The sequence below is a fragment of the Mesorhizobium qingshengii genome (assembly GCF_900103325.1).
Taxonomy (GTDB): Bacteria; Pseudomonadota; Alphaproteobacteria; order Rhizobiales; family Rhizobiaceae; genus Mesorhizobium; species Mesorhizobium qingshengii.
The window spans coordinates 26,667-48,798 of the sequence record NZ_FMXM01000004.1 but is presented as its reverse complement, the minus strand read 5'-3'; the positions used below and the strand labels follow the sequence as shown (position 1 = coordinate 48,798).

The window sequence follows — 22,132 nt, the reverse complement described above, 5'->3', positions numbered from 1 at the left end:
AACGAATAGAAGATCGAGCGACACTGGAACTGTGGTCGTTCAGGGGCTGGATCATGGAATTCACGCTTGACAAAGCGCCCCAAGCCAACGTGCCTATCGAACATTCGCCAATATCGGACAAGGCAATCTGGCTCCTGACCAGCCACATCCATGAAGTATGCGAGCGGCTTTACCCCTTTGAGCATTAAGCCGAGTTCTCGGTTCGTGTGAACCAGGTACGGGAGCTGTAGAAGGCGTTTCGGCAGCATAGCTTCGCTCTAGAGGCGTGGCGTTTAAATTCCGCTAAGGGTCCGAATCTTGCCGGTCATCGCGGGGTACCTAGCGTCAGGTTTTCACCACTAGTTGGCCGAACTTGGGTTCCGCTAAATACATAATTATTATGATATATTCCTGATTTTATAGAATATTGGCCGATCTGTTGGCCGATCATCGGCACCCAGCAGGCTTGCGCCGGCCATGAGCTTTGATACGGCTGCCGGTACTGGCACTGCCGGGAACGCCGGAGCCGCCGATATCGCGCACTGTCCATTGCCGCAATGCCGACATCTGGGTGGTGGATTTCATTCACAACCAACTCGCTACGGGCGAGAAGATCGGATCCTGGCGGTCCTCGATACGGTCTCTTGCGTCCACATGGGGCGCGCGCATTAGGCTCCCGTCTTGCTCAATTCCGGTGGCGCCGCCAACCCATCCATCGACAGAAAGCAGTACAACTCTGTCTTACGGCGGTGCAACAATGGCATCGGGCAACCTGAAACGGCCCACAGTTGTCACTGTGGGCCAACTCTTCCACCGACTTGTCCGTCAGAAAGAACGCTGAAACCGGACGATGCCACCGACGTTGGCCTTTTTGGTGGCGCCGGTCCAGTTGTAGGTGTCCTTCGAACCCACGTTAAGATAGTCAAGTTCGCCCGTTACCTTGAGCCCGGGCACGATGTCGTAGGCAATGTTCGTCGCCACGCCCAAATTCTTGTCCTGGTCGCAAGAAATCTGGGCATTGAACGAAGTTTTTTCGTTGATCTTGTAGGTGCCACCACCCCAGATCGCGACATTGCCACCCCACTGCTTGAAGAAGTTGCGGCCCGTGGAGGTGTTCGCGTCTGTGCCGTAGCCTACCATGACGAAGAGAGTCAGCCTGTCCGTCGCGTTGACGTCGAGACGAGCCTTGCCAGCCCATTCCTCCCAATTGCTGTTGTAGGCGCCGACTGCGGTGATCGCCCACCAGTGGCCCTTGTATTTCAGGCCGCCGACGAGATGCGGAACGTAGCTATCAATTGTATCCGCGCCCGATCCTTCCTCGACCGACGCTACCGCCGTTAAGCCATTGCCGGCGTCAAAATAGTACTGGACAACGTTGGTGTCGAAGCCACCATAGGGGATCAGCGTATCGTTGATGACGTTGCCGGCATAGCCAATGAAAGTATCGAAGGCCGATTCATCCTTTCCTACGCGCAGACCACCGAGCTGAATCCAGGCAAAGTTTAGCGTCAGGCCCTTGTTACGGGCCTGCCAGTTGGTACCGCCGATTGTGTAGTCACCGCCGCTGTTGCCGAAGCTAACGCGGGTTTCGGTGTAGGTCTTCAAGGTGCCGAGCTCGGTTTGCTGGCCGGTCCAGGTTTTTAGCGTGAAGCGGGCATTCTTCTTCCAGGCAGAGCTGTTGCCGTTGCCCTTCTGATCAGGGACATGATTGACGCCGTCAAACGAACCGGCGTCGCCAGCGGCGATGTCGTAGCGAACATAGCCGCCGACGCGCAGGCAGGTTTCGGTTCCCGGGATATAGAAATAGCCAGCGCCGTAGAGGTCGCAAATCTTGACGTATTCAGCGGGTTCCGGCTCGGCGACGACGGCGTCGGCCGCGCGCGCATTGGAAACTGCGATCAGCGCCGCAGCGGAGCTGACAAGAAGTCCTGTCGTGTTCACTTTCGTACCTCCGTAAGGGTTAAAAAAGGGGTCAGGGCCGTTTGCTGAAAGACAGCGTCCTCACCCCGCCCTGCAATCGAGAAGGATGCTTTCTGGCCCATTCTCGAAGTTTAAATTGACTTCAGCGTAGGCACGGATTCAATGGGCATTTTTTCGCAAAGTATTGTTTGCCACTAAGTTAAAATATAATGTTGCATAAATGGCGCTAAAACCGCTCAATTTTGTGCATATAGTTTAGTTTGTGCAATAGGTATATTTGTTTGACGCGTCTACTAATTGAGATGATGAATCTGGCGCGCATGGCAGACAGGCACGATGAAGATCGCGTTGTCGAATGGCTATGAGCTCCTTTGGAGGTTTTCGAGAGTGCTTTTACGACGACAAGTTGTGGCGCAGGGCCGAAACGACCTCCGCGACCAGGTCTTGCCGGAGCATGGAAATTGGAGTGCGGCCTTCCAGGCAAGGCGAGGGGGTATTCAGCCAGAACCATGCTCGCCGTGGATTTGCAATGCCGGAGAGCACGTCCCTGATGCCCGGAACGGGCCTGCCGTCTACAAATTGGGCCAAAGGAAACACATGTTTACGGCTCCCTGCCCGCAAGGCGACCACCTCGTTGTGCCGCCTCCATAGATGGAGTGTCGATCGGGGTATACGAAGCTGTTCTTCCAGATACGTCTGTCCCACTACCTGGCCAGCCCAATCTTCGATCAATGTTGTCTCAAGGTAGGCCTTCTCAGTCGGCACGTTCTGGAAGATTTGCGTTGGCTCACCTGTGGGTGAGGTGGCTGGGGCGTCTTGTGCCTGACCTACATCGCGCATTTCCCATCGAAGCATCGCCCTGGCTGCAAGCGATTTGACGAAATCTGACGCCAGCCTGGATAGGTCGTCCGAAATACCGTCGATGGCGCGCAATTGGATGGGTGGAAGAAGCGCCACCGCGGCTGCGACTCTGCCCGCCACCTTGCCGGCTGAGATGGAGATTTTTCTCGATTGGTCGCGCCGAACCAACGCGCGCTCGACCTCTACCGCTATGAAGATTTCGAAGTCATCCAAGTGGTTATTGGCTTGGGAGTGTGGCAACTCAATCATGCCGTGTCATGCCGAAGCTGAAGACGTAAAGAGCAAATGTCATGAGAAAAGCCCGGCGTTTGGGCGCTACAATTTCGTTGAGGCCAAGCCACGTCTTGTTTGTCCTTGCCGCCGTGGATGGACCGAGTTTGCTGTGTGGAAAAACGCCGGCGATCTTGTCTTTTGCAGCAGGCGACGCCGCGGGTTTGAAAAAGTCAGGCGCGGGATAGATCGGGATTTCGGACGAATTACGCGCCGCCGCCCATCCGCTGCGATAAGTGCCGGGGATTCGACACCTTTTGGGAAAGCAGGACAGAGTTTGGGACAAAACGGGTACCCCATTGAATCGAGGCGCTGTCATGGCTTACACGCTGTGGCGCGCACGGGTTTCCAACATGTAACCGGCCGTGCGAACCGTTCGGATCGCATCGTACCCACTCAATGACCGCAATGCTTGCCTCAACCGCCCGATGTGCACATCGACGGTGCGCGGATCGACACGTCTGGTTCCACGCCATGCTGCCGCGATGAGCGATTGTCTGCTGTGCACTACATTGGGAAACTGGAGAAAATACTGCAACAGACGGAACCCGATCGGCGCCAGATCCAGCGGCTGCCCATTGCATCTGACGCTTTGGCTGGCAAGGTTGATCTCGATCTCAAGCTGTCGCAGCGTCCTGCCTGATCCAAACCGGCCGAGATCCTCGCCTTGTTGACCACTAGTCACACCTGTCTTGAGGAACTGCAGAAGTCTGGCTGGCGCCAAAGGGCGGACGAGGCTTTCGTCGATGCCTGCTTCTATCAGGTCGATGTGACGGTCGCTGTTGGCGCCAACCAGTGCCGCAATTGGAATGCGGCCAGTCAGGGCGCCGCGTTTCAGTCCTTTACATATCGCATCGAGGTTATCGGCCAAACAATCAAGAAGGATGGCATGGGTACTGGGATGATCGGCAAGGCGGATCACCTGATCGGGTTTGGTGGCTAAACAAACCGCGTACCCCTCGGCTTCAAGGATATATTGGAGGAGAAAGCAGAATTCCGGGTCTTGAGAACTCAGGACTACAACAGGTTTCATTTGTCGCCTCCCGTCGCGTTCGGCATAACCTTGTATTGCAGTTCGCCGTCACTTCGCACCTGCGCTCGGTCGCCACACAGCGTTGATCGGCACACCTACAGAGGCAGGAATTCTCCACCATTAACGTCCACGACCGCGCCGTTCACAAAACCGGCTTCGCGAGAGATCAGGAATTCAACAACGGCTGCGACATCATCGGGTTGGCCGAGTCTGCCGGCCGGAATGGCGGCAAGTGCTGCCTTGTTTGCGGGCGTATTCGGTTCACCGGACATATTGGTCAGAATCCGGCCAGGTGCGACCAGATTTACGGTAATGCCAAAAGGAGCATAGGCAGTTACCAACGACTTCGTCAGCCCCGAGAGCGCTGCTTTGGAAGCGACGTAACTGGCTCCCGCAATTTTCGGTCTCGTGCGGGCCGCGACGGAGCCGATCAAGACGATACGGCCGAAACCGCGGTCCATCATGGCTGGTCCGACTGCCTGGCAGCAAAGCATCGCCCCAGTCAGATTCACGGCCAACACTTCGTTCCACTCCTGCAAGTGGATTTCGTTAAAGGGGAGGGCGCCGTCACGTCCCTTCGGCGAAACACCCGCATTACAGACCAGTGCATGCGGGTGACCCCAATGAGCGCGAAGTACGACAAAGAACTCTTCAATCTGCCCTGGCACTGCCAGGTCAACGGGTTGGGCGAAGACCCGCTCCTTGCCGAACTCCTCCGCCAGTTCGTCGCGCGCTGCTTCGACGCTTTCACGGCGCTGGCTGAACACGGCGACAAGGTAATTCCGGCGAAGCAGGCGGCGCGCGGTCGCCAGTCCTATCCCGGTCGTGCCGCCGGTGATCACGGCGACCTGCGAGTGGCTGTTATCGTTCATGCCGCGGCGTCGACCTCCGCGAACAGCGACAGAGGCGGATGAGCACCTGGGTCGGTCATGACTTCGATGACAAAAGGAGAGTCTGCAGCCATACCCGTCCGCAATGCACCAGAAATCTCATCCGCAGATTCAATCCGAACCGCGGCACAACCGCAGGCCCTTGCGATCATTGCATGATCGACTTGACCCAAGTGGCACGCGGTCGTGAAGGCGCCAAACTTGACGGACTCTGCGTCCCGCTGAAAGCCAAGAATGCCATTGTTGAGCACAATCACTGTAATTGGAAGTTGGCAGCGCACCATGGTTTCGAGCTCGGCCCAACTGTGTGCGAATCCACCGTCGCCGACGATGACGACCACAGGGTATTCCGGCCGCGCCACCTTGGCCCCAATGGCGAGGGGGATTCCCCATCCAAGCCCAGCCAGACCTCGTGGCGTCAAAAACCGCATTCCTGGGGACAACGCTCGCAATTGGCCGGTGACCCACATCGATGAATAGCTGGCGTCGGCCACGATGGTCGTTTCCGGTGTAATCTGAGCCTGTAGTTCGGCCATGACCCGCTCGGGATGGATTGGTCCCTTCTGCCTTTCCAGGCGGCTTGAACGCGCATCGTGAAATTGCGCCCAGAAGCTCCCTATACGACCTGCAATCACGCTCCTGGCAGCGCGCCGTCGCGAAAGATCGGTCCAAAGCGCAACGCGCAACACCTGCAGGGTTTCGGCAGCGTCGCCAACCAGGCGCACCTTTGCCTCGTAAGTCCGGCCAACTTCCGCCGGATCCACATCGATGTGGATGATCGCCGTATCGGCAGATATTTGGGACCAGCTGTCCGTGCCGTTCTGATTGGTGCGGGTGCCGACCAGCAAGACGACGTCCGCGTCTCTCAAGAGCGCCACTGAATGAGATCCGAGTGAAGTGGGGCCGACAAGAGAGCCGAGGACACCGGCCGAGAGCTCATGAAATTCGTCAACCGCTCCCTTGCCCATGAAGGTTGTGAAAACTGGAAGTGCGCATTCTTCCTGAAGCAGAGCAAGTTCGGCCGACGCCCCGCTGGCGTGCACGCCGCCGCCGGCAATGATGACCGGCGATCGCGCATTGCTCAAAAGTCTCGCTGCAGCCATGACGTCACGTTCAGATGGGCGCAACCTGTCGATTGGCCAGTGGCCGAGATTGGCCGTTCGATCGAATTGCGTCCCCGTCCAGTTGGCGCGCAAGAGGTCAGCCGGCAAGACGAGCGCGGCGGGACCCGGGCGCCCTGATCCTGCGATGGCAAACGCAGCATCGACGTAGTCTTCGATCCGCTCCGGCACCACAACCTTTCGCGCCCATTTGGTGCAGGACTGAAATAGCGCCAGATGGTCGAGTTCCTGGAAAGCATTGCGGTCGGCCTGGGGGCGCTCGACATCCTGCACGATTGCAACGATTGGCACGCTGGCCTTGAGCGCCTCTGCCAGGGGAGGGACCAGAAGCGCGGCGGCTGGCCCGTTCTGCGCGGCCACTATGCCGATCTTTCCGGAACGGCGGGCATATCCATCGGCCATGGCGCCGCCCATATTTTCTTGTCTGTAGGCGATCTGCCGGATTCCCAATGCTTCGGCCGCCAGGATGACAGCGGACGGCAGGCTTTGTGCGAAAATATGAGAGACGTCATGGCGTCTCAATGCCAGCGCAATGCGGCCGGCAACCGTGCTGGAGAGATCTGGTGACATTGGCCCCACTTCAACGCTGGTTTGCTTGGCTGAGGAAATCGTCGAAGCATTCGACGATCATATTCATTTCTGCCGCTCCCATGGGCGTCGACAACGAGGCCGCTGCGCCATTTGGCAGGAGGATGCCAGACGCCAGAAAATGTCGATGCAATCTCATCAACGTCTCTGCTTCGGCCTTATTGCAGAATGCTTGCCTGAACTCGCACGGCGGCTGTTCCTTCGGATGAATGCGGAAAAGCGAAGCCGCACCAGTTACCGAAAATGCTGCGCAATGGCGCCTGATCACTTCAGACAGGCCGGCCCTGACTTGGTTGCCCAACTGCTCGAGCCGATCGAATTCGTCTTTCGTCAGCGCCTGCATGGCTATGGAGCCGGCAAGCATCGATACGGGATTCGCTGAAAACGTGCCCCCCTGCGGCAAACTTCCTTTGGCTTGGCGAGTACCGAAAACGCGCATTACGTCTTCGCGACCGCCGATCGCGCCTATTGGAAAGCCACCGCCAATGATCTTGCCCATCGCCACAAGATCTGGCGTGAGCCCATATCTTGCGGACGCGCCTTGAAAGCCCTGTCGCAGATTTAACACCTCATCGGCAATGACAAGGACGCCATTTCTGCGCGCCGATTCCGTCAATGCCGTGAGGAATTCTGGATCTGCAGCGATCAGGCCGGCGCGACTGGGCATCGGATCTATGAGAATACAAGACAGTCTGTCGGCCGCATCCTCCAGGCGCTGCAAGCCTCCGATATCGTTGAGGCGCAGAACGAGCACATCGTCCGCGATAGAGGCCGGAACGCCCGCATACAGCGGGACTGGCAGCGGATCCTCCGGTGGTCCCCAGGTCAAAGGTGTTCCTGCCTGGCCGATCTCCGCCCAGTCATAGGCACCGTGGAAAGCCCCCTCAATCCGAGCGATGGCAGGCCTGCCCGTAAATGCACGGGCCGCTTTAATTGCGAACATGACGGCTTCGGTGCCACTGTTGACGAAGCGAACCCGTTCAACCGACGGGATGCGATCGACCAGCAGTTCGGCAAGCTTGATTTCATATTCAGTCGGGTTCGCAAAGCAGCTTCCGCAAGCAAGCTGCGATGCAACGGCTTCCACGATCGGGGCGTAGGCATGGCCGTGAATGAGCGTGGTGAAATTGTTGTTCAGGTCGAGAAGGCGATTGCCGTCCACATCTTCCAGGTAAGCGCCCCGGCCTGCTTTCGCATAGCGCGGGACCGGATCACGCTCGACGGTGATCCGTGTCGTGCCGTCGGGAAAAACGCGAAGTCCGCGGTCGTAAAGCCGATTGGATACCTGACGGGCCTGATTGAGGCGAACCTGTCGTGTCGTCATCAGATGTTTTCCATCGCAGCACAATTATGTTGCAACAAAAAACACACAAACGGAATTGACGCAACAAAAATATCACGACGGTAGTGATTGTATGGCGTTCCGTTCGCGAGTGGCTTGTCTCATACGCCGATAGCCGTCCCGAATGTCACTTTCGATCGCAGCACGGACGGCACTGCCGTCGCGTTCGGCCAGTCCCTCAAGTGCGGCCATGTGATTGTGTATGCCATATTTCGCTTCGGCGAATTCTGGATACAGATCATTGAACGAGGCCCCGATACGCAACCAAAGTGTTTCGATCGTAGCGAGCAGATGGGGCATCCCGCTGAGCTTGTAGATCGAGAAATGGAATTCCTTGTTGCTCCACAACGCTTCCGCGTACCGCCTTTCACGGAGGGCGGCGTTGATCCGTGCTTGGGTCTCTTTGAGCGCCTCAATGTCCTCGTCCGCCACGCGAGCAGCGGCCCTCTCGGCGGCCAGACCCTCAAGAGCCAGGCGCATAAGTGTAATCTCTTCAAGGACTTCGGGGTCGAGAGCCGGAACGATAACCGTTTTAGGCCCGGCGTAGACCAGTGCGCCTTCGAGGGCCAGGCGGTTGATGGCATCGCGCGCCGGCGTGGAACTCACCCCCAAGGTCTCGGCCAGGCCGCGAACGGTCAGCTTGTCGCCTGGACCATAGGCGCCCCGGATGAGACGTTCCTTGATTTGCTCGTAGACGCGATCGCCCAGGCGAGTTGGCTGTCTGTCGTCTTCTTTGGCGAATGGGGTGCTGGAGGCCATCGAAAATCCTGACGTTGACAGGCTGAGTTTTTTGTTGCATCAAAATGCGACTATGAAGTCACGGTAAAGTTTGTGTGACATCTGCATAACATCTTCCCGGTCTCGCGTCCTCTGTTTTGACGTGGCGATGGATGAAACCGGGATCAAAAGCCGTATGCGGGCTTGTACGGCAGCAACGACAAGGGCGCTGGTATCCTTCCGAAGGTCGGATAGTCGCGGGCACATTCTTCGCACGGAGGAACACCAGCTTGATCGGCAAAACGCTATCTCTCCAATCCCTCAGCAAGCGCTTTGAACGCACCGTTGCGGTTGAGGGCGTCTCGTTCGACATTGCGGCGGGCGAGTTCGTGTCAGTGCTGGGACCATCGGGGTCCGGCAAGACCACTTTGCTGACCATGATCGCCGGGTTCGAAGCGCCGAGCTCTGGCCGGATTTCGATCGGCGGCCAGGATATCACCGGAGCCGCACCCAACCGGCGCAACATTGGCATGGTTTTTCAGAAATATGCGCTGTTTCCGCATATGACGGTCCACCAGAACGTGGCCTTTCCTTTGCGTATGCGCCGGGTGGATCGTCTAGCGATCAGGGACCGTGTGAGGATGATCCTCGAATTGGTGCAGCTGGTCGGTTTTGATCATCGCTACCCAAATCAGCTCTCGGGCGGCCAGCAGCAGCGCGTCGCTGTTGCCCGTGCGCTTGTGTGCGAGCCCCCTGTGTTGCTGATGGATGAACCCCTCGGTGCCCTCGACAAGAATTTGCGAGAGGCCATGCAGCTGGAAATCAAACGCATCCAGTCCAAGCTCGGCGCTACCGTCATCTACGTCACCCACGATCAGGACGAAGCGATGACCTTGTCCGACCGTGTGGCGATCATGTCTGGTGGAACCCTTGTCCAGCTCGGCGCTCCAGCGGACATTTACCAACGGCCATGCTCACCCTTTGTCGCGCAGTTCGTTGGCAAGATGAATTTCATCAACGGTGAATGCCAACGTGACGAAGCCGGTACCTGCCACATCCGCATATCGGACAGGATCACCATCCCTGCCCCGTCCCCGTCCTTGAGTGGGGCAGGGCACCTGCAGCGGGGTCGAGCTGTCAAGCTCGCGGTTCGGCCCGAAAGTCTGTCATTCGCCCCGCCCGATTCAGCGACCGCCATACCCGGCCACATCGACGCGGAGATCTTCGTCGGCGCCTTCCGCGTCTATCTGGTGCGCCTTGCCACGATCGGGCAGCCGATCGTGCAGGTCCAACTGCCCGCTTCCACATCGGCAGGTCCTTTCAGACGCGGCGAACGTGTTGACTTGTTTGCGTTCAAGGAAGCCTTCCATGTCTTTGCTGCGCCGGAAGCCTGATCATGGCTGACGTAGCTTCCAGGCCAAGCGATCATAGTCTCGGTCGACCGGGGGGCCCGGCAAGCCGCTACTCGCGGGCATTGTCGTTTTCATTGATCGGTCCTTTACTGCTGCTCTTATTGGTTGGCTTCCTGTATCCGATTGCAGCGCTGATCAAGCTGAGCCTGTTTACGCCGGCATTGGATTTCACCGCATACCGGAAGATCATCGAGCAGCCGATCTATCTTTCGGTCATGGCGCGAACGTTCAGAATTGCTCTGTCCGTCACCATCGCCTCATTCGTACTTGGCTATCCAGTCGCCCTTGCGATGGCCAGCCTCAAACGGCGCCTGGCCGCCGTTGCCACGGCTGCGGTGTTTATCGCTCTGTGGTCGCCGGTGCTGGTTCGCTCCTATGCCTGGATCGTGCTTCTGCAACGCAATGGCGTGGTGAATAACGTCCTGCAGCAGCTCGGATTGATCGAAGCGCCCCTCAAGCTCATCTACAATGAAGGGGCGGTCATCTTGGCAATGACCCACGTCCTCCTGCCCTTCATGATCTTGCCGATTTTCGCGGCGCTGCGGTCGATCCCGCAGGAGTATGTCTGCGCTGCCCGTAGCCTTGGGGCTGGCGCCACGATGGCATTTTTGCGCATCACCCTGCCACTCAGCCTGCCGGGTATCTTTGCCGGATGCGTCATGTGTTTCATCCTCGCCCTCGGCTTTTACATCACTCCTGCACTGGTCGGCGGACCAGGCACTCTGATCGTCGCGACACTGATCGGTCAGCAAGCGACAGTCCTTCTCGACTGGCCCTTCGCTGCCGCGCTTTCAACCATCCTGGTGATCGCGACGCTGACCATGGTGCTGGTTTTCCGCAAGGCCTTTTCCATGTCCAAAGGATTTGCAAGTGTCGATTGAAACCCGATACCCACGTCAAGCGGCCTCTCTGGCAGGCAACAGCGCCGCCATCTGGCAAAGGCCCTGGGCATCTACGGTCGCCGTCTTACTGCAAGGCGCCGTGCTCGGCCTCATCCTCTTCTACCTTGTCCTGCCAACCCTCGTCATTTTGCCAATTTCGCTGGGCAGCGCTGATCATATCGAGTTTCCGCCCCATCAACTGACGCTGCACTGGTATCGCGAATACCTGTCCGACCCGGACTGGATGGCTGCAACCTGGTTCAGCCTGAAGATCGCGCTGGCAACCAGCCTTTCTGCGACGGCCATCGGCACACTTGCGGCAATGGCTCTGACCCGCGGGGATCTGCCGGGCAAACAAGCCCTTCAGGCGCTTTCTCTTGCGCCCATGGTGGTTCCTCATGTGGTCTTCGGTGTCGCACTCTATTTGATTTTCTCGCCCCTGCGGCTGACAGGAAATCTCGTGGGGTTCCTCATCGGCCACACAGTGCTTGCCGTTCCCTATGTGCTGGTCACCGTAATGGCCGCGCTGCAACGGTTTGATTTCACGCTGGAACTTGCCGCGCTCAGTTGTGGGGCCAACCGGACGCGAGCGTTTCTGCTCATCGTGCTCCCAAATATTTCGCCTTCGGTCGCTGTCGCGGCGGTGTTCGCCTTCCTGTCCTCCTTCGACGAGGCGACAGTGGCGTTCTTCCTTTCCGATACGGGCGGGAAGACCATCAGTCGGAAGATGTTCGAGGACATTGATTTTAATCTCACACCAGTGATTGCCGCTGTCTCGACCCTGCTGGCAGGCGTGTCTCTGCTGCTGATGGCAGCCATTAGGGCCAGCCGGCAGAACTAGAAATTAGCTGACCAAACCAGACGGGAGGAACTTCGATGCTTTGGGCTTTTCAGAAAATGTCTGCAGCGACAGCGGCGTGTCTGGCCGCCTTGGTGTCCAGCGCCGCTGCCGCCGAGACGATCGTGGTCGCGACAACCGGTGGTGCATACGAAAAGGCACTCCGGGAGGCTTGGTTCGATCCGTTTACAGCCAGGACGGGCATTGAGGTCGTCACCGTTGCGGCCACCAACGCCGAGATGCGGGCTAAGGCAGCCGCGATGGTCAAGACGGGCAATGTCAGCTGGGACCTTTACCTGCAAGGCGAGATACAGGCGGCTTCCGAGCAACACCTGCTCTACGCCGAGAACCTCTCGGAGTTTTGTAAGGAATTTTTCACGCACGCGAACCTCGATCCCGACGCCTGTACTGCGGCGGGGGTGCGGCTGCTCTCGAATTCGACCCTCCTTGCCTACCGATCGGACGCCTTCGACGGCAGAAGTCCCCAGACCTGGGCCGACATGTGGGACCTGAAGAAATTTCCTGGCGGCCGATCGTTTCCAGACTTCAATGATCCCTGGCGGGTCATGGCAAGCGCCCTGCTTGCCGACGGTGTGAGACCGGAAAAACTGTTCCCGCTCGACATCGACCGGGCCTTGGCCAAGCTCGAACAGATCCGACCGGCGGTGACGTTGTGGTGGAAGACCGGGGATCAAAGCATGCAGGGCTTTCGCAATGGCGATTATGTCGTCGGTCAGATCTGGCTGACCCGCGCCAAAGCTCTGAAAAGCGAGGGCCTGCCCATTGCGTGGTCACACGCTGCTTCGTTCCTCGTCGGCGACCGGATCGCATTGATCAAGAACGCGCCGCATCGCCAGAACGCGCTTAAACTGGCTGAATATTGGCTCAACACGCCGGCTGCGCAGGCCAAGGTCTGCGAAGCGTTGTCGTGCAAACCGCCAAGCAGCGAGGCCGTCAAATTGATGTCCCCGCAAGCCCGCGCCGATATGCCGAGCACGACTGATCCCCAAAACAGCCCCATCGTTCCAGATGCTAAATGGATCAATGACAACGCCGCTCTCTTGCTTGAGCGGTGGAACGCCTGGATTCAGCAGTGAACAGGAGAATGACCATGAACAGATCTGCGCCGCGTGTTCTCGTCGCACGGATATGGCACGAGTCGAACGGGTTCAATCCACAGCCAACCTGCGCAGCCGATTTCCAGATTTCGGCAGGCGACGAGTTGATGGCAGCTGCTGCGACTTCGGGCTCTACCCTGGCCGGCATCGTCCAGAAACTCACCAAGGAGCAGGTAGAAATTCTGCCCAGCATTTCGGTGGTCGCGCCGCCTGGCGGACTGGTCGATCATGCCTTCTTCATCGGAGTCAAGGAGCGTCTCATTGCGGATGCCATCGCCCTCGACCCCGATGCGATTGCGCTCGAGCTGCATGGCGCCATGGGAACCACACGCATCGAGGACGCGGAAGGAGATCTGCTCGCAGGGCTCCGCGCCGCGGTGGGCAAAACAGTGCCGATCGGTATCGGGCTTGATCTTCATGCGCACGTCACGGAGGCCATGCTGGCTGCGGTCGATATCTGCATTGCCTGCAAGGAAAACCCGCACTCCGACGTTGTCGAATGCGGTGAAAAGGTCGCCGCATATCTTTTGGCGATGCTCAATGGCGCGCTGCGTCCGGTGACCGCGATGGCCAAGATCCCGATGATCCTGCCAGGCGCGGCCGAAACAGCCGGGGGTCCTCTGCACGAGATCCACAACCAGGCGCGCCTTGCGGCGAAGGGCTGCCCGGCAATCTGGGACGTCTCCCTCTTTAACGTATTCCGCTACGCGGATGATGAGAATATCGGCCAGGCGGCCGTCGTTCTGACGAATGATGCCGGCAAGAAGGGCGAGCTGGTCGCGAATTCGCTCGCCCGGGCTTTCTGGGAAAATCGCGCCCGTTTCACTGACGAATTGTTGTCGATTGCCGAGGCCCTCGACACGGTTGCAGCAGCAAATTCCCGTCGGCCTTTCGTCCTGGCCGATATGGGTGACCGTGTGCTTGCCGGCGCGCCTGGAGACAGTACTGCGATCCTGGAAGCCGCATTGCACCGCCACGACGACCTGCGCGGAGCAATCCCAATTACGGATCCCCGCTCCGTCGATATCGCCTTCGAAGCCGGACTGGGCAACGTCATTGCCTGCGCGGTAGGAGGTCGGATCACACCAGGCTTCAGGCCTCTGCCTATCACCGGCAAAGTCATCCACCTGAGCAGCGGCGACTTCATTTTGGCCGGTCCCTTCCAGGGCGGCGAACCCTCAAGCATGGGACGCACCGCCGTCGTGGAGATCGATGGCCGGCTGCTCGTCGTTTTGACAACCAAGGCAGCGTTCAGTCACGACCCAGCCGTTTTCACCAGCCAGGGCATAGAACTTGTTTCACGCGATTTTTTCGTCGTCAAATCTGGATACCATTTCAAGCTGAATTTCGGCGCCGCAGCCACCCCGCTGCTGGTTCGCACGCCAGGGGTTGGATACTACACCAAGGGCTCGCTCACTTATCGCAAGGCCCGGTTCTGGCCGGAACACGATGTCGGCGATCCCGTGGTGAAGGTGCGCACTTTCGACAGAGCGATATCGTAGTGCGCCCGCTCTTTTTGAACGACAAGCGAGTGCATCGAACATCAAGCGAACGCTCTGAATGGACCAAGTGATGAAATCGCGACCGCGCTACTGGGACTTCACTTGCAAAGAACCTCGGTTCTCGGGTCGGAAGATACTGGATGGCCGTTCGCGGGGATGGGGCGAACCTCATAGACGTCCCGTCTCGCCATTGTTCCGTTCGAAACTGCGGTAGTTGACGTTGCGACAACAGATCATGCCGTTTTGCGTGAACCCAAGCTTCCTGAGGACCTTTTGCGATTGCTGATTGGCAGGGCGCACCAATCCGACCAGCTTTTGGCAACCCAACCTGCCAAAAGCGTCGGCAATCATCAGTCCGGCCGATTCAGTCGCCAGGCCACGCCCCGAAGCGCGTTCAGAGAAGCAATAGCCGATTTCGACAGCGTCATTTTTGAAGCTGCGCAGGCCGCATCGTCCCGCGAACAGAAGATCACCGTTTGGCTGCTTCTCGAAGACGGCAAAGAACCCCAGTCCAAAATCTCTCGCCTCGCGCAGATAAAGGTCGAGGCGCTCGTCTGACTGGTCCCGGGTCATCGGCTGACCGTCGGTTGTAAGCCGAACGACAAGCGGATCGCAGTGAAGCTGAAACAACGCACTCGCATCCGAGGCCTGAAGAGGGCGCAGAAAGAGCCGGTCCGTTTCCAGAACTCTCAACGACCTCCTCCAGCCTTGGTGGTTTTCGCGGCAGGCGATGTCGGCGGCTCTGGGGCTTCGTCAGTTGGGACAATCTCGACAAGCGCCTCGCCCAGGCGCTCGATGTCTTCGGGAAAATGTCCAGCGGTGGGACAAATGCGCAAGCCGGATTCGCCTCTGCGAACAGTCGGAAAGAAAACGGCCGATACATAGAAGCCGCGGTCGAGAATGGCGCGAGCCGCTCCAATCGAGACCAGTTCGTCGCCAATGGTGACTAAGCGAATCGGGAGTTTGCTCCCGGCCCCGCTCGTTTCAAACACTCCATCAAACAGCTGCAATCTGTTCTGAAGTGTCGATTGCAGGCGATGCAATTCGGGAGTGCGATGCAGTTCGGCCGACGCAAGTGCCGCACCAATTGCCGCAACATTCGGCGAGGCCGAAAAGGCGTGTGCGATGGCGAAGCTGCGAAACAGTTCTTCTTGTCGCGAGGTTCCCAGCATGAGCAACCCGCCGGATGCGCCGAAGCCCTTTCCGAGTGAGGTCGCGATGATGGTGCGATCCCCAAGCGGCCCTCTGATCTGAGAGCGTGCGTAGCCTTCGCCGTTGCGGCCGAAAATCGAGATTCCGTGGGCATCGTCGATATAGAGGAAAAGTCCGTAGTTCTCCTGCAGGGCCAGCAGATCGGCGATGGGGGCGCCGCCACCCATCGAATAGACGCCGTCACAGATATAGGCGACGGTGGCTTTGTCGCGGCAGATAGTCTCGAGTGCCTGCATGTCATTGTGTGGGATCGTCACGACTTCGGTTTCTTCGGCGATCGTTCCCTTGTGAAACGCCAATGACGCATGCGCCAACTGGTCAAAAACCATCACCGGCTTCTTGCCCCCGGTAAGGTGCCCGGAAGCCAAGATTGGAAGTGCGCCCATGTTGGCGGCTAGCACCGTTGTGTAGACAATGACGTGCGCGTCGAAGAGGTCCGACAGGTTTTCTTCCAGTTCGCCGATTAAACCGAAATTGAGACGGGTGCGCGCGCATGACCAGTGTAGTGTGCCGTAGCGCTCGATGGCTTCAAGCGCACCACCAACGATCTTCGGATGGTTGTCCAGGCCAAGATAGGAGCAGCGGACGAAGTCGACCACCGGCTGTTCCTTGTTCGGGCCTGTGCTGATTGCCACGCCTCGCCCCGGCAATGGACGAGCATACACTGCCATTAGCCCCGCCAGGCGCGCAGTGGCGAAATGACTGCTCGCTTTGTCGATGAGGCTCTTTGTGTTCCGGCTCGCGCGCTTGTCGCTCTTGGCAATTTGTCCGACAGACTGACTGACCATCGAATTCCTCCAGCGCTCGACGCGGCGTGTCAAACGGCAGGGTCCGATGAAAGGGAAATCAGATCCGCGCCATGTCTCGTCGTCCGGGATAGTCGGCAAATGGCCGGTGAAATTCCATAAAGCCGGAAACAATTTTGCGACAAACTTTGATGACCGCCTTACCGGCGAGCCGCATTCGAGCTCGATGCCGCTAGGCGCCCATCTGCTCGAGCGGGTTCTCGAGTCCGTAGCCCGCCGCACGCACCGTACGGATGACATCTCGGCCGGCTGCCTTCCGCAACGCATCGCGCAACCGGCCCATATGCACGTCGACGGTCCGCGGTTCGACGTGGATGTTGGGTGGCCATGCCGCGTGGATGAATTCGTCGCGGCTGAAAATGCGCCCAGGTTCCAGCATCATTGTCGCCAGTAGCTTGAACTGTATCGGCCCAAGGACGACATCGTTTCCGTCGTAACGCACACGGTGCTGTCTCGGAAAGAGTTCGAGCTTTCCCCAAATCAGCCCAGTCTCGCCAAGGCCCGGCGGGACCAACTGTTCGCCCATTGCAGCCAGCTGGCGCAAGACGTGGACAATCTGCGCCGGCGGATGGGGTGATACAAAGATGTGAGTGACGCCAGCCTTCAGGAGTTCGAGATACCGACCCTCATTGCCCGCAGGCAACACCGCAACGAGCGGAATTGACCGTTCCTTGCTTGCCTGACACATGCGATCGATTGCGTCGGGCCCACAACACAGATTGTCGTTGCAGTCTAGCAGCACAGCCGCGAAGGATTGTTGCAGCAAGAGTTCTAGCGCCGTTGCGCAATCGCGGGCGGGCAGGCAGGAAAATCCCTCGTTTTCGAGGATATAGCTGATAAGCAGATAATAACTGGCGTCGGCAGAGCAAACGAGGATGCAAGGTCTCATACCGATTAGACTCACAGTTGACGAGACGCCTCGAATTAATTCTCTCGACGTCACCATAATGTTGCAACAAACCAGAAATAGAATGGCTGGCGACTTTCGTTAGATGTGACTAATAAGTTGATTTAGGCTTCTCCGCTCCGAGGTTTTTGTCGATTTGTCTAAATGTCAGATTTTACCTTTTGATTATGTTGCAACATAATCGCTGTGATTGCTCGTGACAAGCAGGAGTTGTGGCCTTGGCGGCATGCTTGGAGTCGGATTGCGGCGGCGCCGCGAACGAAGCCTACATCGGTTGCCCCTTGCGGCAGGCGAGGCCTACCAGTTCGACTGGAGCCACGAGATCGTTCTGCTCGATGGCGTGACGGTAACGGTGAAGCTTGCGCACACGCGGCTTTCCCACCGCCATATGTTCCTCGTGCGGGCCTATCCGCGCGAAACGCGGGAGATGGTATCCAACCCCATGAGCGGGCATTCAGCTCCTTCCGCGGCGCCTGCACGCGCGGCATCTCCGACAACATGAAGACGGCCGTGGACGCGATCTTTATCGACAGCCGCTACAACCGCCGCTTTCCGAGGCATTTCAAAAATGCGGCCGAGGCAGTCCAGCTCTGCCTTCGTAGCCAAAGGCGAGCGGGCCACAGCAGCGTCGCCATGGCGGCGGCGATGCTGGACGGCACACGGCGGGACAGAGACTGACGACAGCTGCAGGATTATCTCATGAACAGGGCGCTGAATGACCTGCCCGATGGGTCTTTGCGGATCTACCGGCGCATCTTGCGAGTCCCCAAGGAACTCCGTACGCCGGACACGGGAAGAGAGCCTTCCGTTTAGGCACCAACTGCAAAACGCGCTCGACGCTATTGAAACGTATCCAGGCGTTCGCGGACAATCTCTCGCATCTTCGCCGCCCGTTCAGCGCCCGTCGATCCACCGGTCAGCGGCGCCGGCAGCGTGAGGTCGTCCAGGCCGCGCGCAAGCGCTGCTGCCAGTTCATCCATGGCCGTATCCGCAACCGCCGCCGGAATACCCGCCGTCGCCGCAAAACGCTTGAAATCCGCTCTCTTCAGGCGTTCGTCTTTGCCGGTGATTTTGAGCGCCATGTGGTCATGCTGCAGATTCGGAAATACCCGTGTTGACACCGCGTCGTAAAGCGGCGCCATGCGAACGGAGCTAAAATCTCCTCTGCCTGGCTCCGCGATTTTCAGCACGGCCATGTTCTTCAGATGCATGTCGCCATCGGCGATCAGCCACGCGAATAGTGCCCGCCTTAAAAGCAGCAGCAGGTCCGCGTCTGAGTCGGTCGAGAGGGGGCGCAGTGCGCCGGCAATCCGTTCCATGGTGCCTGTGTATTTGTCTTCCGCCCGCACGCCCAGGACTGACGTCATGTCCTCCAGCGCCAGACGACGCACGTCATCAAGGCTGGTGCGGATATCGAACCGTTCAACAGCCAGGGCGTGCGGCATGCCATCCGGCATGGTAACGAGTGCAATGGCAGGCACGGTGAATCCGACCGCGCGGCCGAGTTCCATGGATTGCCATTCGATTGCGGGCAGCGCCTCGAATCCCGACGTACCGGCCGGCTTCAGAATATGCGTGAACGGCTTGTCTGTACTCGGCATCAGGGTGCCGTCGGCATTGAGGAACATCGGCGCCTTGATCTGCACACCTGAAAGGCGCGGAGTTGCGCCAGTGGCGAACATGCGCGCCAGGTTCTGTTCGAACGTATCCTGGATGTCGCCGCGGCCGGGACCGACATAGATCCCGGTGAACTCGTGATCCGCCGTGAAGCTGTGCAGCCTTGTGAGCAGAACATCAGCCGGCAGGGCCGCCAACTCGCTTGCCCGCTCTACGATCGTGATGTTCGACATGTACCGCTTGCCGGTGCGCAGTTCCGTGCGTTCATCCGGGCTGTTCAGCACCCGGTTCAGCCAGCCTTCCGGCAACAGCGATTCAATGAAGGGAGGCAATCTGCCGGGCGTGGTCTGGCGCACGAGCGGCGGACCGCCCGGTTCGGACGCCTGCCATCGCCATTCGAAGCCATCATGCACCAGGTTACCGATCGGCGCGCCGTGCCACGCCACCATCAGGTCGAGCGCGGCCTGGTTTGCGACGGCGGCGGGGGCAGCCGGCTTCCGTTTGAGGAAGCGTTCGGCGGCGCTCCCTTCATGAAGCCAGTCATTGTCACGGGCAAGTTTGAACACCGCATCGGCGGCACCCTCCGGACTGCCGTATTCTTCAATCAGTCGCGCTGCGATTCCTTCTTTCATCGTTTCGTCGAACGAGGCGGCATGTTCGCTACGGATGCGGAAGGCTTCTAGGAAACGCTGCCGCAGAGAAGAAACGTCCACGCGCAGTTCGCCCATGTCGTCGCCGACAGTCGCCTGCGCGACGGATGGATGGTCCGGTGCTTTGTTCTGTATGATTTCGAGCGCCCTGATGCGCTGCCGCTGCGCGCGGCGGCCGGTCAGGAACAGGCGGCCATCGCGCATGGGGCCAAGCAGTACGGCGCTGGCGGCGGACAGGTAGGCGTTCGGATAGAGGTATTTGGCGATGCGTACCGCATGGGTCCGCACCGTCTGGTCTATGTCGTCGTCGGCATTGACATAGATGCCGCGCATCAGCTGGACGAGCTTGCCGGCCTCGGCCTGGCGGTGAGCGCGCATTTTATCGATGTTTTCGCCGACGAGATGGAGGGGCATGCATGCAACTTTCGCGCATTTCAGATACGGGAAAGTTACAGATTTTCTTCGAGATTTCAATCCTCTAAGAAACTATCGCGTATCTGAAATACGCGATAGTTTCATATAGCAATAAGCCAAGTGCCTTGAGCATGATGGTTAAATTACTGATTTGTAACGATTATCTGGACTTCGATGCAAGGAGTTCTGGGCTCAGCCCTGTTATCCTCGAGCGCCGATGGCCTGTCCCGCCATCTTCTGGAACAGCTCATCGACGTGTGCGGGCGAAAGTTTCATGTCGCTGGGAAGCCACCAGGCCAGCACTGCAAGGAATGCGCCGGCGATGAACTGGACGGCGAATTCGATGGGGACGCCGGCTTCGCCGACCCGCTTTCCGGAAAGCTCCGCGCGAACGGCACGCTGGATACGCTGGCGCATCTGGTCATGGATGGTGTCGCCGCTGCTCGCAAGCAGCGCGTGGTGAAGTGAGCGAAACGCCTGCGCGTGCTCGAACATCGGTAGGCTGAAATCGAACACCCGGCTTCCCGTTCGCTCTTCCTTCGACAGCTGCTCGCGGCTCAGCGAACGGAGATGCGCCTCGAGTGTGGCGCTACGCAGGGCGTCTTTGTCGGTGTAGTGGGTATAGAAGGTCGACCTGCCGACATTCGCCTTGCGGCAAATGTCGTCGACCGTAATTGCCGCATAGCCGCGCTCCGGGATCAGTGCGATGATGGCATCCTGCAGCAGGGCGCGGGTCCGCGCGACGCGACGGTCGATTGTGCCTGTGTCGCCCGCTCGCTCGATTTTCATGGTCATAGATCCTCCATGTGCCCGGTTCTGGGCAGTCGGCGCCTTACTGTCCGGCAACATCGATTTCGGACGTTGTGTCCAGTATGATACGCCGCGTCCAGAAGCTCAATGATGTTTGAGCACCTCACAACGGAGCGGAAGGACACTGAGCATGCACTCATCCGATCATAATGCCGGCAACGGAATGCATTCCCGAAAGCGCGCCATCGTGCTGGTCCTGCTCGCCAAGTTCACGCTGGTCGCGGGTCTACTGGTGCTGGCCAAACTGGGCATGGGCTACATCGAGGTCGGCACCTGGACGGCAGCCCTCCACGGTCTCGTCCTTGCCGCGGTCGTGGTCGTGGCCCTGTGGGGCGGGTTGCGTCACAAGGCGTTCGGCGGCGGCGGAGCGCATGGCGCCGCCTACAGGGGCATCGGCATCGTCCTGCACCGGGCGCTGGTTTATGACCTTCTGGTGCGCGCGCTGACCTTCGGTCGCGAGAACCGTTTCCGCGAGGCCATGCTGTGCCTGGCAAACCTCTGGCCTGGCGAGTCAGTGCTCGACGTCGCTTGCGGAACGGGAACATTGGCCATTGCGGCGAAGCGACAAGTCGGCCCGAGCGGACGCGTCGCCGGCGTAGATGCCTCAGCCGAAATGATCGAGCGAGCGCGCGCCAAGGCAGGACGCGCCAGCCTTGACCTCAATTTCGTCAACGCCACGGCGCAGGCACTTCCCTTCGGCGATGCGCAGTTCGACATCGTCATCGGCACGCTGATGCTGCATCATCTATCGAAGCCCGTTCGGTCGGAATTTGTCCGTGAAGCCGGCCGCGTGCTGAAACCGGGAGGTCGGCTGCTCCTCATTGATTTCGGCGGGCCAGGGCGCAGATCCCACTGGCTGCCGAGACTTCATCGACATGGCCATATCGACATGCGGGCGATCGCCGCGCTGCTCAGCGAGCACCGGTTCAAGGTTGAAGACATCGGCGCGGTCGGAACCACGAACCTGAACTATATTCGCGCGACGCCCGGCAAGGGTGGGCAGGTGTGAGGAGGCGGCATTCGCTCGCTCGTCCGACAGGGGCAATCAGCCCGCGGGACAGGGCCGGCTACTTCAGGATCTAGGCAAGGAACTGCTTGCTACGCTAACGCGGGTACAAGAAGAATTCGGCCGGGCTGTTCATCTCGGCGATCTCGCCCTGGTTCATCTAATCTGCGCCGCCAAGGCCTGCAAATCATCTGAGGCCTGCTTCCGTCATGCCCAGCTTGCGGCAACTCGTTCGGTT

Annotated in this window: 18 protein-coding genes and 1 pseudogene; 7 read left to right on the top strand and 12 right to left on the bottom strand. The window is 58.9% G+C overall.

Annotated features, from left to right (window positions below):
• Positions 1-804 precede the first annotated feature (804 nt).
• The 7 genes from BLS48_RS06985 to BLS48_RS06955 all read right to left on the bottom strand — a co-directional run bounded on the left by BLS48_RS06985 (position 805) and on the right by BLS48_RS06955 (position 8,763).
• On the bottom strand, positions 805-1,920 hold the full coding sequence (locus BLS48_RS06985) for a porin (RefSeq protein ID WP_091576300.1): 1,116 nt from the start codon (positions 1,918-1,920) through the stop codon (positions 805-807).
• A gap of 372 nt (positions 1,921-2,292) precedes the next feature.
• A complete protein-coding gene (locus BLS48_RS06980; protein ID WP_091576299.1) occupies positions 2,293-3,009 on the bottom strand; it encodes an antitoxin Xre/MbcA/ParS-like domain-containing protein in 717 nt (238 codons plus the stop codon).
• A gap of 343 nt (positions 3,010-3,352) precedes the next feature.
• A complete protein-coding gene (locus BLS48_RS06975) occupies positions 3,353-4,063 on the bottom strand; it encodes a response regulator transcription factor (protein ID WP_091576298.1) in 711 nt (236 codons plus the stop codon).
• A 95-nt stretch (positions 4,064-4,158) separates the two neighbouring features.
• Positions 4,159-4,935, bottom strand: a complete 777-nt coding sequence (locus BLS48_RS06970; protein ID WP_091576297.1) for an SDR family NAD(P)-dependent oxidoreductase — start codon at positions 4,933-4,935, stop codon at positions 4,159-4,161.
• Positions 4,932-6,644 carry an acetolactate synthase catalytic subunit gene (locus BLS48_RS06965; protein WP_091576296.1) on the bottom strand — a complete coding sequence of 571 codons (1,713 nt, stop codon included), beginning with the start codon at positions 6,642-6,644 and terminating at the stop codon, positions 4,932-4,934. Before BLS48_RS06965 ends, BLS48_RS06970 begins: the two co-directional genes overlap by 4 nt.
• Before the next feature lie 10 nt (positions 6,645-6,654).
• Positions 6,655-7,986, bottom strand: coding sequence for an aspartate aminotransferase family protein (locus tag BLS48_RS06960; RefSeq protein WP_091576295.1), 1,332 nt, complete (start codon positions 7,984-7,986; stop codon positions 6,655-6,657).
• Positions 7,987-8,058: 72 nt separating this feature from the next.
• Positions 8,059-8,763: a GntR family transcriptional regulator gene (locus BLS48_RS06955; protein WP_091576294.1), complete on the bottom strand. Its 705-nt coding sequence runs from the start codon at positions 8,761-8,763 to the stop codon at positions 8,059-8,061.
• Between the two features lie 248 nt (positions 8,764-9,011).
• On the opposite strand from BLS48_RS06955, the gene BLS48_RS06950 reads away from it, so the two are divergent.
• Genes BLS48_RS06950 through BLS48_RS06930 form a run of 5 tightly spaced genes read left to right on the top strand, consistent with a single transcriptional unit; the run spans position 9,012 to position 14,472 of the window.
• Positions 9,012-10,115, top strand: a complete 1,104-nt coding sequence (locus BLS48_RS06950) for an ABC transporter ATP-binding protein (RefSeq protein ID WP_091576293.1) — start codon at positions 9,012-9,014, stop codon at positions 10,113-10,115.
• Between the two features lie 2 nt (positions 10,116-10,117).
• Entirely contained in the window at positions 10,118-11,014 is an 897-nt protein-coding gene (locus BLS48_RS06945; RefSeq protein ID WP_091576292.1) for an ABC transporter permease, read from the top strand.
• A 49-nt stretch (positions 11,015-11,063) separates the two neighbouring features.
• The gene (locus BLS48_RS06940; protein ID WP_167365001.1) at positions 11,064-11,855 is read left to right on the top strand and encodes an ABC transporter permease; all 792 of its coding nucleotides are present in this window, start codon (positions 11,064-11,066) and stop codon (positions 11,853-11,855) included.
• A 35-nt stretch (positions 11,856-11,890) separates the two neighbouring features.
• Positions 11,891-12,949, top strand: a complete 1,059-nt coding sequence (locus BLS48_RS06935) for an ABC transporter substrate-binding protein (RefSeq protein WP_091576291.1) — start codon at positions 11,891-11,893, stop codon at positions 12,947-12,949.
• Positions 12,950-12,963: 14 nt separating this feature from the next.
• The gene (locus BLS48_RS06930; RefSeq protein WP_167364984.1) at positions 12,964-14,472 is read left to right on the top strand and encodes a M81 family metallopeptidase; all 1,509 of its coding nucleotides are present in this window, start codon (positions 12,964-12,966) and stop codon (positions 14,470-14,472) included.
• A gap of 168 nt (positions 14,473-14,640) precedes the next feature.
• Here BLS48_RS06930 and BLS48_RS06925 read toward each other — a convergent pair whose 3' ends face one another.
• The 3 genes from BLS48_RS06925 to BLS48_RS06915 form a co-directional block, all read right to left on the bottom strand.
• On the bottom strand, positions 14,641-15,165 hold the full coding sequence (locus tag BLS48_RS06925; RefSeq protein WP_167364983.1) for a GNAT family N-acetyltransferase: 525 nt from the start codon (positions 15,163-15,165) through the stop codon (positions 14,641-14,643).
• Entirely contained in the window at positions 15,162-16,472 is a 1,311-nt protein-coding gene (locus BLS48_RS06920) for an 8-amino-7-oxononanoate synthase family protein (RefSeq protein WP_091576288.1), read from the bottom strand. The genes BLS48_RS06925 and BLS48_RS06920 overlap by 4 nt, the downstream gene beginning before the upstream one ends.
• A 190-nt stretch (positions 16,473-16,662) precedes the next feature.
• Positions 16,663-17,379 carry a response regulator transcription factor gene (locus tag BLS48_RS06915; protein WP_208604594.1) on the bottom strand — a complete coding sequence of 239 codons (717 nt, stop codon included), beginning with the start codon at positions 17,377-17,379 and terminating at the stop codon, positions 16,663-16,665.
• 307 nt (positions 17,380-17,686) lie between these two features.
• Between BLS48_RS06915 and BLS48_RS06910 the strand changes: the two are divergent.
• A pseudogene (locus BLS48_RS06910) lies at positions 17,687-17,949 on the top strand (IS21 family transposase); the annotation flags it as partial.
• Positions 17,950-18,236: 287 nt separating this feature from the next.
• On the opposite strand, the gene BLS48_RS06905 reads toward BLS48_RS06910, so the two are convergent.
• Positions 18,237-20,078 (bottom strand): type II toxin-antitoxin system HipA family toxin, encoded by a 1,842-nt coding sequence (locus BLS48_RS06905; protein ID WP_091576286.1) that lies wholly within the window; start codon positions 20,076-20,078, stop codon positions 18,237-18,239.
• Between the two features lie 201 nt (positions 20,079-20,279).
• Positions 20,280-20,873 carry a TetR/AcrR family transcriptional regulator gene (locus BLS48_RS06900; RefSeq protein ID WP_167364981.1) on the bottom strand — a complete coding sequence of 198 codons (594 nt, stop codon included), beginning with the start codon at positions 20,871-20,873 and terminating at the stop codon, positions 20,280-20,282.
• Positions 20,874-21,018: 145 nt separating this feature from the next.
• On the opposite strand from BLS48_RS06900, the gene BLS48_RS06895 reads away from it, so the two are divergent.
• Positions 21,019-21,897: a class I SAM-dependent methyltransferase gene (locus BLS48_RS06895; protein WP_091576285.1), complete on the top strand. Its 879-nt coding sequence runs from the start codon at positions 21,019-21,021 to the stop codon at positions 21,895-21,897.
• Positions 21,898-22,132: the final 235 nt, after the last annotated feature.

Coding starts and splice junctions, on each gene's coding strand:
- BLS48_RS06895 (WP_091576285.1), top strand. CDS start 21,019: ATGCACTCATCCGATCATAATGCCGGCAACGGAATGCATTCCCGAAAG.
- BLS48_RS06920 (WP_091576288.1), bottom strand. CDS start 16,472: ATGGTCAGTCAGTCTGTCGGACAAATTGCCAAGAGCGACAAGCGCGCG.
- BLS48_RS06905 (WP_091576286.1), bottom strand. CDS start 20,078: ATGCCCCTCCATCTCGTCGGCGAAAACATCGATAAAATGCGCGCTCAC.
- BLS48_RS06945 (WP_091576292.1), top strand. CDS start 10,118: ATGGCTGACGTAGCTTCCAGGCCAAGCGATCATAGTCTCGGTCGACCG.
- BLS48_RS06900 (WP_167364981.1), bottom strand. CDS start 20,873: ATGACCATGAAAATCGAGCGAGCGGGCGACACAGGCACAATCGACCGT.
- BLS48_RS06975 (WP_091576298.1), bottom strand. CDS start 4,063: ATGAAACCTGTTGTAGTCCTGAGTTCTCAAGACCCGGAATTCTGCTTT.
- BLS48_RS06960 (WP_091576295.1), bottom strand. CDS start 7,986: ATGACGACACGACAGGTTCGCCTCAATCAGGCCCGTCAGGTATCCAAT.
- BLS48_RS06955 (WP_091576294.1), bottom strand. CDS start 8,763: ATGGCCTCCAGCACCCCATTCGCCAAAGAAGACGACAGACAGCCAACT.
- BLS48_RS06930 (WP_167364984.1), top strand. CDS start 12,964: ATGAACAGATCTGCGCCGCGTGTTCTCGTCGCACGGATATGGCACGAG.
- BLS48_RS06965 (WP_091576296.1), bottom strand. CDS start 6,644: ATGTCACCAGATCTCTCCAGCACGGTTGCCGGCCGCATTGCGCTGGCA.
- BLS48_RS06935 (WP_091576291.1), top strand. CDS start 11,891: ATGCTTTGGGCTTTTCAGAAAATGTCTGCAGCGACAGCGGCGTGTCTG.
- BLS48_RS06915 (WP_208604594.1), bottom strand. CDS start 17,379: ATGAGACCTTGCATCCTCGTTTGCTCTGCCGACGCCAGTTATTATCTG.
- BLS48_RS06970 (WP_091576297.1), bottom strand. CDS start 4,935: ATGAACGATAACAGCCACTCGCAGGTCGCCGTGATCACCGGCGGCACG.
- BLS48_RS06980 (WP_091576299.1), bottom strand. CDS start 3,009: ATGATTGAGTTGCCACACTCCCAAGCCAATAACCACTTGGATGACTTC.